Genomic DNA, 15,938 nt, shown 5'->3' with positions numbered 1-15,938 from the left:
ATATATTGTATATCGACGGAAAACAAGCGCAAATCGCGACCTCGACCGTACTCAAGTGCCTGTGCAGGTGCCCAGGGAAGCGGCAGCCACGCCCTTTCGTGACGATTAGCGCGGGACATGGTTGAGCGGACCAGCCGCGAACAGGGCTCCGACCGCCCGAGGCAGGATGGTTTCGCCCTCGCGGTTGAGGAACAACGTGTCGAGTCCGAACCGCCGCGCAAGCTCCGCCCCATCCCCGGAACCAAGGACCATCAGCGCAGTCGCCCAGGCGTCGGCTTCGGCGCAGGTCCGGGCCACCACGGTGACCGAGGCCGGCGACCTCGTCAGGGGCGCGCCACGGCGCGGGTCCATCGTATGCGACAGACGGCGACCTCCGACGTCCACCCAGTGTCGATAGTCGCCCGAGGTGGCCACCGCAGCATCCTGCAGAACAAGCACCGAATGCGGCGTACGGGAGGCGGGGTCGGGTTTCTCGACGGCGATCGTCCACGGCTCGCCATCGGGACGCAGGCCAAGGGCCCGCATCTCGCCGTCGATGCCGACCAGCCCGCAGGTGATGCCGAAGCCGCGCAGCGTCTCCGCCAGCCGGTCGACGCCATAGCCCTTTGCGATGCCATTGAGGTCTAGGACGATGGGAGCCCTCTTGCGCGCCTCGCCGCCCTCCACATTCAACTCCAGCACCTCGTATGCGGCCTGTCGCGGGATTTCGAGCGCCTTGCGGATCAGGGCCCGGTCGGCCACGGACGGGCCGAACCCCCAGGCGCTCACGACATCGCCCATGCCTATGTCGAAGGCACCAGCCGAGGAGCGGCCGATTTCGAGCGCGAGTTCCAGCACCGTCATCAGCCGCTCGGGGACACCGACCCATCGCCCCACCGGGGCGGTATTGAGACGCATCAGATCGCTATCCGGCTTCCAGCCGGACATCTGCTCGTCCACCTCGTCCACCGCAGCCTGAAGCGCGCTGCGAACCGGTGCCGGGTCGAAGGCTCCGGTCGTGAAGAACAGCGCGGACCAGCGCGTGTCCATGGTGGGCCCGCTCAACGCCTGGCGGTCCGGATCAGAAGACATCTTCGACATAACGTCCCTCCGCGCGGAGCAGCGTCGGCGTCAGCCCGGTGGGGGCGAGAATCTCGGCGAGCACCGCGGAGACACCGGCTGCCATCTCGCGCCCGCCGCACACCATGACCCGCGCACCTTTGCGAACCATGCGGGCGATCTCGACGCCCTCCCCGCGCAGCGCATCCTGCACATAGCTGGGCTGCCGCGTGCGCGAACAGGCCGTGTCGAGCCGCTGTAGCTGTCCGTTCCGCCGCCAGCCCTCCAGCTCCTCGCCATAGAGAAAGTCGCTGTCGGGATGCCGCATGCCGAAGAACAGGCGGATGGGGCGGCGCCGGGCATTGGCCCTGATGAAACCCGCCAGCGGCCCGATACCCGTTCCGGCCCCGACGAGGATGAGGGGCGCAGCGTCGCAGCCGGCATGGAAGCCGGAGTTCTGCCGCAAGAAGGCGTTGACCGTATCGCCCGGCTGCAGCTCGAAGAGCTGGCCAGTGCACAGGCCGGCGGGGTGCTTTCTGACGACGATCTCGATGAAACCGTCCCGGCACCCGGATGCCAGCGAGTAGAAGCGGGGAACGGCAGAGCCCTGCGGCAGGACACCGAGGAGATCACCGGCCACGAAGCGCCCGAAACCGTGGCCAGTGAGCCGCAGCCAGAATGGCGACTCCGGCAGGGCAAAGCGCAGAATGGCGGTCGGCGCCTGCACCTCGGCGCCATAATCGCGGCGTGAAACCAGCGTCAGCGGGAAGGCTGCCGGCTGGACCGGCTGGTGGACAAGTTCCAGCTGCACCCCCATCGCCGCACCCAGCAACCGGCCCCATCCGGCGAAATCCTGCGGCGACTGGCGGTTTACCGTCTTGAACGGCACCAGCGTGCGCCAGCCCCCCGCCTCCGCCACATCGGCAACGGCCTGCGCAAAAGCGCAATATCCGGGAAAGCTGCGATCGCCGAAGCCGAGAACCGCCAGCGCGACCGAAGGGGTCGCAGGCAGAGATTTCAGCCGGTCAAGGAATCCGCGTGCCGAAGCAGGCGCAGCGCCGTCGCCATAGGTCGCGGACAGGACCAGGATGCGCCGCGCCCGCCGATAACGGGCCGGCTCGAAGGACAACATCGGCGCGGCGTGAACTGTCTGACCAGCGGCGGAGAGCGCCGCATGCAGCGCCGCGGCGAATCCCCATGTGCTGCCGCCCTCGGACCCGACGAGCAAGATCGTCTCGGCTCGTCCGGCGGCGACATTGCCGCGAATGCGCGGACGAGCACGCCAGCCTGCAAACCACAGGACGAAACCCGTCCCAGCCATCACGGGTACGCTGAGCGCCATCAAGCCGAGGACCAGGCCCAGGGCAGCGGCGCCCCGCCCGGTGTGCAACATGTCGATGGTCTCCGAGACGCGCTGCCATGCGCTCGGGTCGCTCCAGGCCAATAGCGCTCCGGTTCCCTGGTCGAGATGACCGGTGCCGCGGTCCGTCTTGAGCGTGAAGACATCGGTTGCATCGGCCGGATCGGGAAAGGCCAGGCTGCGCAGCTCGGAAACCGGTGTCCGCTTCAGGATATCCATGCCTGCGACGGGCATCCCTGTCCGGCCACTTCTCTCGACCTCCGTCACGGGCGATGGCCCGTCGGGCAGGAGGTCGAAGGTCGAGGCCGTCATCCACAAGGCCGTGGTGGAAGACAAGAGCAGGCCGGCGACAGCGATGCGCGCGAGCTCGACATGCAGGCGCGCCGCGAACGGTCCGCGCAACGCCGAGAACCAGCGCCGCCAGCCTCCTGCACGCCGCGCGACGAGCACAGCGCCGGAAACAGTCAGCAACAGCATGGCGGCAGCATCGGCCGCCATCGCCATGCGGCCAACGTCTCCGAAAAAGAGCGAGCGATGCAGTCGGGTCAACCAGCGCTCGAAGGGGTTCGGATCGGCGGAGGCGATCTCCCGCCCTGTCGCGGGATCTATGACCGCTGCCCGCGGCACGCCGTTATCGGACCAGTAGGCGCTAATCCGGCCCGAAGGCCTCCGCCTGATCTGCTCAACCTCGGGATGAACCGCCTGGATGCGCTCGGCCAGCTCAGCGGTCGAAAGCGCATCCGCCTGCACCGAGGAGAGGCGTTCGACGACCGGGAATATCGAGAGAACCGCACCGCTCAGGCTGAGCACCAGCAGCAGAAGGCCGGCTACAAGACCAGGCCAGCGATGAACAAGGCGGATCATGCCGGCCACCACTCAGAACGCATAAGCCAGGCTCGAGACGTAGCGCCGGCCACGAACCGGCGTTTTCGCGCCCGCGGTCGTCAGCGGAACTGCGACCTCGTTCGGACTGTCGCGCATGTCTTCCACGGCAGCATCGACATGCAGGGTATAGCCTGCATCGAAGAGCGCATCGGCGAGATCAAGCGAAACCTCGAGCGTGCGGCCCGCGCCGACACTGGCGCCGGTGATGCCGTTGATCTCGGCAGGGTTGCCGCCCGTAGCGCGATGCCAGCCCGACAGGTGCGAATAGTATTTCGACTTGCGGCCGGCCACCCACAGGCTGCCGGCATAGGCCCCTTGAGCATTCGTGAGATAGATCGCGAGATAGGCACCGTCGCCGCCATAATTGGCCAGCGTGGTGGTGAGCTTGAGCGGTCGTGCCTGGGCAAGATTTGGCAGCGTGAGCGCCGCGGCCAACGCGACGGCCGGGATGATCTTCTTCATGGTAGCTGGACCTCCTTTGCCCGGCACCGAGAACGGCATGTTCCCGCCGGTGAGCATTGAGCCGCACCGGCGAAGCCAGTGCCCCGCCGTCCGGCACGATCAATCTGGGACCACGCGCTGACGGCCTCCTGACGCGGTGACGGTTTCGGCTTCAGTCGGACGTCAGGAAGAGCCGGGATCGTGTAAAAATGCCGCGCCTCTCCGGCCCTCCCCGCCTCAACCGATGCAGGCAGGGCGGGATAGGCGGAGGGCGCGGGCCGCCTGCCTTCTCAGCGTAGGCTCATCCGCCGCAGCGTCCCGTCGCGCAGAACGAAATGGTGCCAGATCGCCATCAGGGCGTGCAAGCCGGCGAGGATCAGGATGAAGGTGCCGCCATTCTCGTGAAGCTCGGCGATCAGGCCGGGACGTTCCTGCACAGGCGCCGCGATGGAGGGTAGGTGCAGGCCGAGGAAGGAGACGGACACGCCCATGCGCGAGGCGGCGTACCAGCCGGTGATCGGCAAGGCGATCAGCAGCAGATAGAGCAGCCCGTGGCCGATTTTGGCGCCGATAGCGAGCCAGCCATGCTGCGGGCCGCTATCGGGCACAGGCTCCACCAGCCGCAGGATCAGCCGCGGAACGATTAGAACTAGGACCGCAAGGCCCAGCCAGAAATGCAGCATCGGCGGATTCCGGACCACCTCCCGGCCGCCTTCCGCCGTCAGCCATGCGCCGAGCACGGCGAGGGCCGCTACCCAGTGAATGGCGACCAGAGGTTTCGAGTAGCGCGCGGTGGCGACGGACATGGCCATTTCTCCTGCGTTGGACGGAGGGGTGCAGCGTCGCGGGACAGGGAGGCCCCGCCCGCTTATTTCACCGTGGCTTTCGGCGGCTCGCTGCGGTCGAACAGGGGTTTCGGAGACGCCGGTCCGGACGGATCGGCCGTGCCGGTGGCGGCGGACGAGCGCCGTTCAGAACGGTGGCCGCCGTCGCTGCGGGTCCTGCGCTTGATCTTGACGATCGCCAGAGTGGCGGGATCGATCTTCGCCTTGAACGGTTGCCCGGTCTCGTCGGTGCCTCTGATCTGGTAGCAACCGTCGTCGATCCTGAGCCGGTCCACCTGCCAGCCCCGTGCCTGCGCCATCGCCTGCACGGCCTCGCGGGGCTGCCACCGCCCCAGGGGGACGTCGCACTCGTCATCAGCGATCGCAGCACCTGATCCTGCGACGGCAAGGAGCAGCAGGCCCGCGACGAACGGGTTCACCATGGCATTTGTCCCTGATCAGCGTTCCCAGGCCGGAATGATGGCAATCTTTCCTGACGCGCAGCTGAAGCTTGAAGGGCCCGCCCTTCAGCAGGCTGACAGGTTCCGCAGGCAACTGGTCTCGGACAGATGGGATTGCGCCTTCATGAGAGTTCTTCTGATAGAGGACGACACGATCCTCGGGGCCGCGGTGCGTGACCACATCGTCGGCGACAACCATTCGGTGGATTGGGTCGGCCGCCTCGATCGAGCCGCCGAGCATCTCGACAGCGCCGCCTATGATCTGGTCCTGCTGGATCTGATGCTTCCCGATGGTCGGGGGGTCGCGTTCCTGCGCGAGCTGCGCCGGAAGGGATCCGTCACGCCGGTCATCATCCTGACCGCGCTGGACCAAATCTCCGACCGCATCGACGGGCTCAATGCGGGCGCAGACGACTACATGACCAAGCCGTTCGACCTTTCGGAACTGACCGCACGGTTGAACGCAGTGGCGCGCCGCTACAGCGGCAATCCCAACCCGCTCGTCGAGATCGGCCGCCTGCAGATCGATCTGGCGGCGCGGACGATCATGAAGGGCGGGCGGCTCATCGACCTGACCGCGCGCGAATGGGCGCTTTTCGAGGCCTTCGTCCAGCGCCCCGGCCAGGTGATGTCCAAGGCCCAGCTGGAAGACCGGCTCTATGCCTTCGGTGCCGGGGTGGAAAGCAACACGATCGAGGTCCATGTCAGCCGCCTGCGCAAGAAGCTCGGCCCCGATGTCGTCCACACCGTAAGAGGTATCGGCTACCGGCTGGGAAGCGCGCGATGATCGCGCCGAAAAGCCTGCAATGGCGCCTGTCGATCTGGCTGGGCTTGGGTATCGCGCTGGTCTGGGCGGTGGCCGCTGCGGTGACCGCGCAGAATCTGCGCCACGAGATGGACGAGGTCTTCGACAGCGCGCTCGCGGAAACCGGGCAGCGCCTGCTGCCGCTGGCCGTGCGCGACATCGTCGGGCGCGACAGCGACGACGCAGCCAGCCAGAGCGTCGCGACGATGCGCGAGCACGACGAGCACTTCACCTATGTGGTGCGGAACGCCGAAGGTGAGCTGCTGCTGCGCTCGCACAGAGCGGACCCGGCGATCTTTCCGCCGTTCAGCGGCATGGGCTTCTCCGATACGCCGAGCCACCGTCTCTATTCGGATGCCGCGCTACAGGGCACGATCACGATCACCGTCGCCGAGCCGCAAGCCCGCCGCCGCGCCGTGGCATGGGACGTGCTCGTCGGTCTGGCCCGCCCGCTCGCCCTGATCGTTCCGATCAGCCTGATCGGCATATGGGCGGTCGTGCGCCTGTCGACGACGAGCCTGCGGCGCTTCCGCTCCGAAATTGAGGTTCGGGGCACCGGCGACTTGACTGCGGTTGCTGCCAGCGACCTGCCCTCGGAAATCCGGCCAGTCGAACAGGCAGTGAACCAGTTGCTGGAACGACTCAGGCGCGCTCTGGAGGCCGAGCGCAGCTTTGCCGCCAACTCCGCACATGAATTGCGCACACCGGTGGCAGCTGCGCTGGCACAGGCGCAGAGACTGATCATCGAAACGACCGACGCTGGCGCTCGCAAGCGCGCTCGCGACATTGAAGCCGCGTTGCGACGACTCTCCGGCCTCTCGGAAAAGCTGATGCAGCTGGCAAGGGCGGAAGGAGGCCGCCTCCATGGTGCCGAGGCAGTCGACACCTGCATCATACTCCGGATGGTCGTAGGCGAACTGAGCTCCAACGCAAGCGGTGCCGGGCGGATCGAACTGGTCCTGCCCGGTGACCCGGTGCCTGCCCGGATCGATCCGGATGCGTTCGCGATCCTGACGCGGAACCTGATCGAGAATGCGCTGAAGCACGGCTCGCGGACCGAGCCGGTCCGCGTGACACTGTCGATGGACGGCCTGCTGCGCGTCGCCAATGCCGGGCCGGCCGTGCCGCAGGGTCTGCTCGCCCGCCTGCTCGGCCCGTTCGAGCGCGGCCGCACGCAGGCGAAAGGCGCCGGGCTCGGGCTGGCCATCGCGAAGGCGATCGCCACCGGTACCGGCAGCAGCCTCGAACTGATCTCCCCGAGAGAGGGACACGAAGACGGCTTCGAAGCGCGGCTCCGGATCGGCCGGCTGGGCTGACCCCGTCACCCGCGCCGCGAGAAGCCGGTCTCCGGCACCGCCGCTACACCGTCGCAGCGCGACGGCTCCGCGGCGGTGCCGATGCCGGTCCGGATCAGGCCTCGGCCCCGGCCAGCCTGCCGTTCCGGGCGATGATCCTGCCGCGCTTGACGACGGTCCGCTCGGCGGGGCGCACCATGACGGCCTCGGCCAGATTTTCGCCGGGCAGGATCACCAGATCGGCAAAGCAGCCGACGGAAAGCCCATAATTCGCGAGTGGACTGCGCCCGGTCCGTTAGACACCGCCGACCTATCCTTGTCGCTCGGCCTGTTCCGGGGTTCTATATTCGAGAGCGGAGTGGATCCGCCGGCGATTATAGTAGCCTTCGATATACGCGAACAGGTCTCGCCGTGCATCCTCGCGCGTTGCCCATTGCCGCTGGTGAGCGAGCTCAACCTTGAGCATGTGGAAGAAGCTTTCCATGGGCGCATTTTAGCACGTCACGCTCCATACGTGTGCGGTCCAGTTCGCGCTTCAGCCGTGCGATCTCCGCCGCCTGGTCGGCAGGAGTCGGCAGTGGCGACGTGCCTGGCGTCGCCACACGCGAGCGCGGTGGACCACCGTGAATCACCGCTCGCCAGTTACGCAGCACTGACGGTGAAATGCCCACCTCTGTCGCCACCTGCATCAGTGGCCAGCCACTGCTCTCCAGCAGGGCAACTGCCTCTCGTTTGAACTCGGGAGAAAACTCCCTTCTCGGCTTCGGCATTGAAACACCTCCCATGCCCTTTCGGGCATAGCAAAGGTGTCCACTGAATCGAGGGATCATCACGAGCCCCATCACCTTCGCGCCGCCATGGGTGCAGACATCGAGCGCGAGCTCGATCTCCTCGTCGCAGCGGAAATTGTTGCGCAGGCTCACGAGCATCGCCCGTTCCAGCACGTCGCACATGCCATAGGGGCTCCAGCTGTCGCGGACGCCGTCCGAGCCGCCACCGATCACGAGGCCCGCCTTGGCGCAGGCCACGACCCATGGAGCCGGCGAGGCGGCCGGGGCGGTGGTGACCAGCGACAAGTCACGCTGTGCCACCATCGGTAATCGGCGCTTGCGTGAGAGGGCGCAGTTTGATGGCGAGAAGCTGCAGACGCGGCCTCAGACTTTAGAAGCGCGAGGTGCGCAGCAGTGCCTGATCGGGTTGCAGCGACCGAACCTCAGTTCATCGCATCGCAAACAGCTCTTGATGAAACCTCTCCTCCACGGGCAGACCTTGCGCGGCAAAATCCTTGCGCAAGGCCTCGCCGAAACGTGCCGGGCCGCAAAACCAGAAGCTGGCTGCGCGCCATTCCGGTACAGCCATCCGGATACGGTCGCCCGACAGGCGCCCGTCCCGTGCGTCGACCAGGGTATGCAGGCGGATATTCGCGGCCGAAGCGTCTGCCTTCAGCTTGGCAAGCGCTGTCTCATCGTAGTCGGCGGTCGTATGAAACAGGTCGATGGCGGGTGACGGCTGGTTCGGCTTTGCCTGTCGCTCCAGCGCCATGTGCTTCATGCCGGCAATGAACGGCGTGATGCCGATGCCGCCGCCGATCCAGACCTGTCGGGGCTGGCTGTTGTCGAAGTCGAAACAGCCGTACGGACCTTCGATCTTGACGTCTTGTCCGACATGCAGCTCCTCGCGCAGCCGGTTGGTGTGGTCGCCCAGTTCCTTGGTGACGAAGGTGATCCTGCGATCAATGTCGTTCCAGCTTGAGGCGATGGTGTAGGGGTGTGGACCTTCGGAACCATCCGATGTTGCGAAGGCGAACTGCCCCGGCTTGTGGCCACGCCAGCCCTGCGGCACCTCGATCTCGGTCTCAAGCGTGCGCACACCAGGAAAGTATTGGAGCGAAACAATCTTCCCCTCAACCTGCCGGTCCGCGCCGACGCGACGCAGCAGGATGACAATCGCGGCATAGTTGCCCGAGACAAGGAGCAACGCCATCACCACGCCAAGCGGCGACGCCCAGGAGCTGAACTCAAGCAGCACGACCGTGTGAAACGCCAGCACCAGATAGGTAACGGCTAACAGGCGGTGGGTCTTGTAGAAGAACCGGTACGGAAAATACTTGATCAGCGCCAATACGATCAGCAGTACGCTGGCATAGAAGGCCCACTCGCCAATCCCTTCCGCGGTACCGCGCAGGCTCATGAAAAGTGCCTGGACCGGGTTTTCGAACAGTGATCTCTCACCGCGCACCGGAGGTGCCAGCCAGCCCCAGCCTACCGCCCATTTCGGTCCCTGACTCCAGAGCCAGTGGACCACGGAAACGACGAGGGCAGCGATACCGAGCCACTTGTGCAGCCGGTACATTTTGTCTAGTCCACCGAACCAACGCTCGGGCCAGCGGGGCCGCAGCGCCAGGATCATCGCGACGCTCATCGCCCCCATGGCAATGACACCGCTGTACTGGACCATCGCATTGCGCAGGGCGAAGAAGCCGGTCGACCGCAACACCGAAGGGGCCGTGAGAAACCAGAGAACCGTTAACAGGGCCAGCGTTCCCCACAAGGTACGCTTGATATTTCGCATGCTGCCGTCATCCCTCGGTGTTCAGCGCGATCGACCACATAGATTCGTCTCCTGTATGCACACAGATCTGCTTTGTCGTTGACTTGCCACAAGGATGGCGCAGCAACTTCTCCTCCTTTTCGGCCTCTCCTCCTTGGGTGGTCAGCGGACCGTCCGTCTTGCCGGCGCGCTACTGTTGCGGCGAGGCAAAACCAGGCCAGGTTCCGACGAAGCCGATCCCGACACTGCCGAGATCAGCGCCCAATCGGTCGGCCCTGAAGTTCCGACAAGTCCTTGAGCTCGGAGCCTCCTTGTCTTTTCGAAGCACGGTGGAATACCGAGGCCGGAGTGTAAGCGTCGTCCTCAGGCCACGTCCCTGAGAGCGGCCTGAGCGGGATATGCCCATGGCAGCAGTTCATCGATGCGGCTGTTGGGATGGCCGCTTACGATCCTGGCGATGACATCGGCGAGATAGGCGTGCGGCTTGACGCCGTTGAGCTTTGCGGTTTCGACGAGCGAGGCGATGACGGCCCAATGCTCCGCGCCGCCGTCGGAGCCAGCGAAGAGCGCGTTCTTCCTCGTCAGGGCCAACGGCCGGATCGAGCGCTCGACGGTGTTGGAGTCGATTTCGACGTGACCGTCATCGAGGAAGAGGCTCAAGCCCTGCCAACGCGAGAGCGCATAGCGCATAGCGGATCGCCTCGGCGAGCTTCGTCTTCTGGCTGATCAGGCTGAGCTTCTGGCGCAGCCATGGCTCCATGGCCTCGAGGAGCGGCCTGCTCTTTTTTTGGCGCGCCACCCGACGTGCATCGGCATCATGGCCACGGATCGCAGCTTCGATGCGGTAGAGCTCGGCGATGCGCTGGAAGGCTTCGCTGGCGATCGGAGCGGGGCCGGACTGAGCGAGCTCGTATAAGCGTCGCCGCACATGCGACCAGCACAGGGCCAGGCGAACCTCGCCGCGTTCGGCCAGCACCTTGTAGCCGCCGTAGCCGTCGACCTGGAGGATACCGCGGAAGCCGGCGAGATGAGTGATCGGCCGTTCCGCCTTGCGGTCGGGAGCATAGACATAGACGACGCCGGGTGGATCGGCGCCACCCCAGGGTCGGTCATCGCGGGCATAAGCCCAGAGCTGGCCCGTCTTCGTCCGGCCCCGGCCTGGATCGAGCACGGGCGCCGTGGTCTCGTCCGCGAACAGCTTGGGCGAGCTCTTCAGCGCCGCCAGCATCCGTTCATGCACGGGCCGCAACAGGAAGGCGGCGCGCCCGACCCAGTCGGCCAGCGTCGAGCGATCGAGCACGACGCCCTGGCGCGCATAGATCTGGGCCTGACGATACAGCGGCAGATGATCGGCGTACTTCGAGACCTGCACTTGGGCGACCATCGCCTCGGTCGGGATCCCGCCCTCGATCAACCGGGCCGGGGCCGGAGCCTGCACCACAACGTCTTCGCAGGACCGGCAGGCATATTTCGGGCGGCGCAGCACGAGCACCCGGAACTGGGCCGGCACGATGTCGAGGCGCTCGGCCACATCCTCTCCGATGCGATGGAGCTTGCCGGAACAGCAAGGACAGACATCGCTCTCGATGTCGACCATCATCTCGATCCGCGGCAGATGCGGTGGCAGCGCGCCGCGGTTCGCGCGGCGCTGGCGCCCCCGGGCTGCCTTCTCGGCCGGCGCTGTCTCCTCGGACGCCGCGAACTCGGCGGCTTCGACCTGCTCGGCCTCTTCCAGCCCCAGCAGAAGCTGGTCCTCGGGCAAGGCCTCGGCCCGGCGGCCAAAGCGATGCCGCTGCAACTCCGTGATGATCTGGCGCAGGCGCTCGATCTCCGCTTCCCGCGCGATCAGCATCGCCTGAAGCGTCTCGGGGGCACGGGGAAGCTCTGGCGGGAGCGAGGCCATCACGCCGATTCAATCATATTCGTCAGATGCTTGCGAGCGCTTTCAACTCGCAGCGACCGGTGCCGCCCCCCGCCGCGGTTCATGGACCCGGCGCCAGTCCAATCCTTCAAACAGGGCCTGAAGCTGGGCCGCCGTCAGCCGCAGGGCTCCGTCCTCGATCTTGGGCCAGCGGAACTCGCCATCCTCCAGGCGTTTCGAGACCAGAACCACGCCGGTACCGCCCCAGAACACCAGCTTTACCCGGTCGGGACGCTTGGCGCGGAACACGTAGACCGTGCCGGAGAACGGGTCGGTGCCCATCGACTCGCCACCAGCGCGGCCAGGCCCTCGACGCCCTTGCGGAAGTCGGCCGGCTTCGTCGCGACCATGACGCGGACCGCGCCGGTCGGGCCGATCACGATCTGGTCTTTCAACGCGCCAAGCACCGCCGCGATCGTGGCAGGTGAGGCCCCGTTCTCGATCGTCACCCTGACACCCGCGACGTCGATCTCTATGGCTGCCGCGCGGCGCTGCCGAGAGCGTCGCTTCGAGCTTGACGATGGCGCCGGCCGCTCCGGTGCGACGGCAGATTCCGACGTGATCACCGCCGGCACAAACACGGGCATCGCTTTAGTGGCCTTGCGGATCTCGCGCCGCCAGGTGAACAATTGCTGCGGCGACAAGGCATGGCGGCGGGCAACGGCGCTCACCGCCGCGCCCGGCTCGAAGCTCTCCGCCACAATCCGCGCTTTGTCCTCGGCAGACCAGTCCCGCCGGCGCCCCGCGCCCGTGAAGACCTCGAACCGTCGAACCGGATCGTCGATCTCGACGCTCGATTTAAGCGTAAGCTCTGAAATCGTCATATGTCCAAGCCCTCCAGGCTCGGAACATCAACGTTCATGCACCAGTCCGAAAGGTGGGAACGGGGCGACGCTTACGATCCGATCGCCCGGCCGAACTGCAACCCATATTCCTTGAGCATCGATCGGACCTGATTTTCGAGATCGCGGCGGATGGCATCCAACCTCGCTCGTGCAACCAGCACGGAACGGGTCGCCTGGCTCTCGCCACTCTTGACCTTGACCTCCCGATACCAGCCGACGCGGACCAGTCCGACCAGGCCGCGGGCATCGTTTTCGTCGCTCTTGTTCATTCGAACCGACAGCACCGCCTTCGCATGACGAGCGTCAATGCAGACGACAGGCAGACCCACTCGCCGGAGTTCGTGCCATAACCAACTGGACATCGCACCAGTCTCGAAGCCGATCCTCTCGGCGTGTGGCGCACGTTTGCGAAGCCACTCCGCCAGCGCGCCGGGATCGGACTTGCTTTTCCCTGGAACACAATCTTTCTAGCATCATCGACGATGCAGATGCTGGTCTCCTTCTGCGACACATCCAGCCCGACATAGTGCTTCACGATGATCTCCTTCCCGATCCTCTTCGGCCGTGGCCGTCGATGATGTCTTCACAAAAGGAGCAACGACAGCATGGAGTTGACCCGGTTTTGTGGACCCCCTTGAAGTCATATCCAGGAGTGTCCGATGCCGCGTTTTCGAGCTGCGTATCCGCCGGAGTTCCGGCGGCAGATAGTCGAGTTGGGCCGATCCGGGCGAACGCCTGAAGAGCTGCAGCGGGAGTTCGAGCCAACGGCGCAATCCATCGCGAACTGGTTCCGTCAAGCTGATCGCGACGCCGGCAAGCGCAGTGACGGTGCGACAGAATCGCAGCGCCGCCCTGCAGGCCGTGTTGGACCGCGAAGCAACGGGCTAAATGCAGACGGGAAGTCGACCCAAAGCGACAACTATCGATGCTTCTCTTCGCTTATGGTGGCTCCGCGTACATGGCTTGATCGAGAACGCTGCGCCGCAGCCCCCAATTCTCGCATCAGCTGCTCGCGCAGCGTTTCGGGGGCAGGCATTTTTGCCACGAATTCCCGCACCTTCATCGCGAGAGCCCGATCGCTTCCCTTCCCAGTCTGCTCGAGCTCTTTGGCATGAGCCAGGTACTGAGCCCGGATCTTGGCCTGGCGTTCGCGAGCCTTCGCCTCCCACGGTCGTGAACCCGACGCGCCACCCTTCGCAACTCGAACCACGTCCTCCCGTGCGCCTTTATCGGTATCGGGAACGACGCCGCGACGCCTGAGCGCCACCACTGTTCCCTTGTCGTGCTTGCGCACCTTCCCCCTCGTCCGCCGCGGCGTTGCCTCGGCTGCGACCCCGCGCAGGCGAAGCTCCTGCGCAAAGCGCTCCCGCCAGGTCGCCAGATCGGCCTTTCGGGGGTTCAGGCGCTTCCCGTTATAGCCGTGCGAGCGAACCGTCAGATGCACATGCGGATGCTTGTCATCGAGATGCTGCACGAAGACATAGTCGTGGTTGGCTTCGAACGTCTCGATCGCGAACGCGCGCACGGCATCCTTCACCGCGATCGGATCGGTCCCCGGCGGCATCGACAAAATGATGTTCACCGACACGCTGCCATCACGGCGGCGCTTGTCGTCGAGCGCCGTGTCTTCGGTCCAGCGCGACTGGAGATCCTTGAGACCCTCCCGGCCCTGCATCAGAGATCCCTGCTCGGTCTCGGCAGTCAGCTCGCCATTGCGCATGATGTATTCGAGATGCGATTTGAGATGCCCTGCATCCTTGGTCCGCCCGGTGATCTTGACCATCACCTCCGCCGCACGTCCCACGATCCGCTCGAGCCGCGCACGCATCGCCGGCGTGACGCGCTGCGGCGCGACAGGATCGGGAATGTCGGTCTCGGACACGCGCGGCCGGCGCACCGGCGTCCGCCAGACATACGAGATTGGTGGCAGGTCATCGAGTGGCTCTTGAGCGCCCTTTCCGCTCATCAGCGGCCCTCCCAATAGGTGCTGGTCCGTTCCAGCACATCCTTCAACTCGCCCTGGAGTGCCTCCAGTGCCACACGCGCATCATCCAGTCCGGACTTAGAGCCTCCCACCGCGCCGCCCTCGCCTCCGTTCGCAGCCCGCGCAATCTGATTGATGTTGCCGCCGATCCGATTGAGTTCGCGTGCGATCGCTCGCAGCGCCTCGCGCTCACCGTCTGACTGCTGCGCCGGAGCGCCCAGCCGCGACCGCACCAGCGACGTGATCCATTGCGTGCGCGTCATCCCGCGCGCCGCCGCCATCTCGCCAATCTGAGCCAGTTCGCTTTCGCGGAAACGCACCGTCACCTTCTGCGGCGCACCGACCGCAACAGGTGCGCGCTTCGAACCGGGAGCGCCGACAGCGCTCTCGAGCAGCCGGCGGATCAGCGCCGACTTGCCGCCCTCAGTCGCGGCCAGCGAGGCGAACTGAAGCGCCAACTCGTCTGAAACCCGCAACGTCAGCGTCGGCATCAGGGCGCTCCTCCGCAGCGAGATCCATCGACGCGCCATAGCGCGTCGCCACGTCAAACTGGCGTAATAATTCGCTGGCGGCAAGCCTATCCTGCACTAGAACCCAATCCAAAGACTCTCAACAATCCACCTTGCTTAACGATTCGAGAAGAGGCGTGTCACAAGCGCCATCGGCAGCCCACAGCAAACCGACGATGCTGTTGCTGGCTAGGAAATGAGACCGCCCCTGGAACGACGCAGTGTGGTTCAAACCACACTCTGGGCGAGGCGCTGGTCTCGCAGTGTCAGCCGATGAGAACCGCTTCGATTCGAAGCGCGGTCACGCTGGCATCCTCAACCGAACCGTCGTCGAATGCGACGCTCGCAAAGCCTTCGCTGCTCGCCATAGTATCGTCGAGCACCAAAGCACCGTGCCGTTTGCCGACACGGACTCGCACGACAGCCACACCCTTCGCAGCAGGACGCGATTGCGGTGCCATCGCTGCTGGAGCGCGCGCACTCCGGTCAGGTCGACGACTGGGCTCGGTGCTCTCCATCGACCCAACCGGCTCGTCGGCCTTCGCATCGATCGCTCCTGGCGGCGTGCCGGATCGGACCGTCGCCGCGAACTCTCTCGCTTGAGCGTCGGTGACGACCGTGCGGTGCTCGACCGCGCGCTCGACCTCGTTCGGCTCATGCCGCCAGGCCTGATAGAGTTCGTAGACCGCGCGGATCGAACTCGTTGCCAGCATCTCCTGCAGGAACGGCGGCATCTTCGGGACCGCGCCATAGCGCGAAACCCAGTCGCGAGGTTTACCCAGACGCCGCGCGATCTCGGTCTGCTTCTCACCCGCATCCAGGCGCGCCGTGATGAAGCGCGCGATCTCGTTCGCCTTCAGATCATCGCGCTGGATGTTCTCGTGTCAACGGCGGTCGGATTCCAGGCCATCGGGGCGGAGTAAAAGCAGGCCAGTGGCGGCGCCGGAGGACGATATGCAAAGGGCCCCGATCGGGGCCCTTTGCATATCGTCGCGTTCGTTTCTGATCAGCCTCCGGTTA

Annotated in this window: 14 protein-coding genes and 3 pseudogenes; 2 read left to right on the top strand and 15 right to left on the bottom strand. The window is 65.6% G+C overall.

Translation table 11 applies throughout. The features are described 5' to 3' along the window. Positions 1-105 precede the first annotated feature (105 nt). The 5 genes from Q8S38_RS17740 to Q8S38_RS17720 form a co-directional block, all read right to left on the bottom strand. Positions 106-1,080, bottom strand: coding sequence for an FAD:protein FMN transferase (locus Q8S38_RS17740; protein WP_305681699.1), 975 nt, complete (start codon positions 1,078-1,080; stop codon positions 106-108). After that, complete coding sequence (locus Q8S38_RS17735; protein ID WP_305681698.1) at positions 1,061-3,262, bottom strand: PepSY domain-containing protein; 2,202 nt, start codon at positions 3,260-3,262, stop codon at positions 1,061-1,063. The genes Q8S38_RS17740 and Q8S38_RS17735 overlap by 20 nt, the downstream gene beginning before the upstream one ends. 12 nt (positions 3,263-3,274) lie before the next feature. Continuing rightward, entirely contained in the window at positions 3,275-3,745 is a 471-nt protein-coding gene (locus Q8S38_RS17730) for a DUF2271 domain-containing protein (protein WP_305681697.1), read from the bottom strand. A 269-nt stretch (positions 3,746-4,014) separates the two neighbouring features. Continuing rightward, positions 4,015-4,530, bottom strand: a complete 516-nt coding sequence (locus Q8S38_RS17725) for a cytochrome b (RefSeq protein ID WP_305681696.1) — start codon at positions 4,528-4,530, stop codon at positions 4,015-4,017. A 62-nt stretch (positions 4,531-4,592) separates the two neighbouring features. After that, positions 4,593-4,991 carry a PepSY domain-containing protein gene (locus Q8S38_RS17720; protein WP_305681695.1) on the bottom strand — a complete coding sequence of 133 codons (399 nt, stop codon included), beginning with the start codon at positions 4,989-4,991 and terminating at the stop codon, positions 4,593-4,595. A 142-nt stretch (positions 4,992-5,133) separates the two neighbouring features. On the opposite strand from Q8S38_RS17720, the gene Q8S38_RS17715 reads away from it, so the two are divergent. Continuing rightward, complete coding sequence (locus Q8S38_RS17715) at positions 5,134-5,796, top strand: response regulator transcription factor (protein WP_305681716.1); 663 nt, start codon at positions 5,134-5,136, stop codon at positions 5,794-5,796. Beyond that, a complete protein-coding gene (locus Q8S38_RS17710) occupies positions 5,793-7,130 on the top strand; it encodes a sensor histidine kinase (protein WP_305681694.1) in 1,338 nt (445 codons plus the stop codon). The genes Q8S38_RS17715 and Q8S38_RS17710 overlap by 4 nt, the downstream gene beginning before the upstream one ends. Before the next feature lie 289 nt (positions 7,131-7,419). Here Q8S38_RS17710 and Q8S38_RS25065 read toward each other — a convergent pair. From Q8S38_RS25065 to Q8S38_RS17655, 10 genes and pseudogenes are all read right to left on the bottom strand, one after another. Next, positions 7,420-7,602: pseudogene (locus tag Q8S38_RS25065) on the bottom strand (IS3 family transposase); the annotation flags it as partial. Next, positions 7,562-7,879 (bottom strand): transposase, encoded by a 318-nt coding sequence (locus Q8S38_RS17700; protein ID WP_305681715.1) that lies wholly within the window; start codon positions 7,877-7,879, stop codon positions 7,562-7,564. The gene Q8S38_RS17700 and the pseudogene Q8S38_RS25065, both read right to left, overlap by 41 nt. Positions 7,880-8,327: 448 nt before the next feature. Further along, positions 8,328-9,680 carry a ferredoxin reductase family protein gene (locus tag Q8S38_RS17695; protein WP_305681693.1) on the bottom strand — a complete coding sequence of 451 codons (1,353 nt, stop codon included), beginning with the start codon at positions 9,678-9,680 and terminating at the stop codon, positions 8,328-8,330. A 342-nt stretch (positions 9,681-10,022) separates the two neighbouring features. Further along, positions 10,023-11,562 (bottom strand): annotated as a pseudogene (tnpC, locus tag Q8S38_RS17690) (IS66 family transposase). Positions 11,563-11,604: 42 nt separating this feature from the next. After that, entirely contained in the window at positions 11,605-11,862 is a 258-nt protein-coding gene (gene tnpB, locus Q8S38_RS17685) for an IS66 family insertion sequence element accessory protein TnpB (protein ID WP_371125914.1), read from the bottom strand. Continuing rightward, positions 11,799-12,404 (bottom strand): IS66-like element accessory protein TnpA, encoded by a 606-nt coding sequence (tnpA, locus tag Q8S38_RS25020; RefSeq protein ID WP_371125913.1) that lies wholly within the window; start codon positions 12,402-12,404, stop codon positions 11,799-11,801. Before tnpA ends, tnpB begins: the two co-directional genes overlap by 64 nt. A 77-nt stretch (positions 12,405-12,481) precedes the next feature. Beyond that, positions 12,482-12,960, bottom strand: a pseudogene (locus Q8S38_RS17675) (IS110 family transposase); the annotation flags it as partial. Positions 12,961-13,344: 384 nt separating this feature from the next. Then, positions 13,345-14,391, bottom strand: a complete 1,047-nt coding sequence (locus Q8S38_RS17665) for a relaxase/mobilization nuclease domain-containing protein (RefSeq protein ID WP_305681692.1) — start codon at positions 14,389-14,391, stop codon at positions 13,345-13,347. Beyond that, positions 14,391-14,900 (bottom strand): plasmid mobilization protein, encoded by a 510-nt coding sequence (locus Q8S38_RS17660; RefSeq protein WP_305681691.1) that lies wholly within the window; start codon positions 14,898-14,900, stop codon positions 14,391-14,393. The genes Q8S38_RS17665 and Q8S38_RS17660 overlap by 1 nt, the downstream gene beginning before the upstream one ends. Before the next feature lie 284 nt (positions 14,901-15,184). After that, positions 15,185-15,739: a KorB domain-containing protein gene (locus Q8S38_RS17655; RefSeq protein ID WP_305681713.1), complete on the bottom strand. Its 555-nt coding sequence runs from the start codon at positions 15,737-15,739 to the stop codon at positions 15,185-15,187. Positions 15,740-15,938: the final 199 nt, after the last annotated feature.

This window comes from Allobosea sp. (genome assembly GCF_030695125.1).
Classification (GTDB): Bacteria; Pseudomonadota; Alphaproteobacteria; order Rhizobiales; family Beijerinckiaceae; genus Allobosea.
Note: the sequence above shows the minus strand (reverse complement) of the source record. Positions and strands in the feature narration are given on the sequence as shown.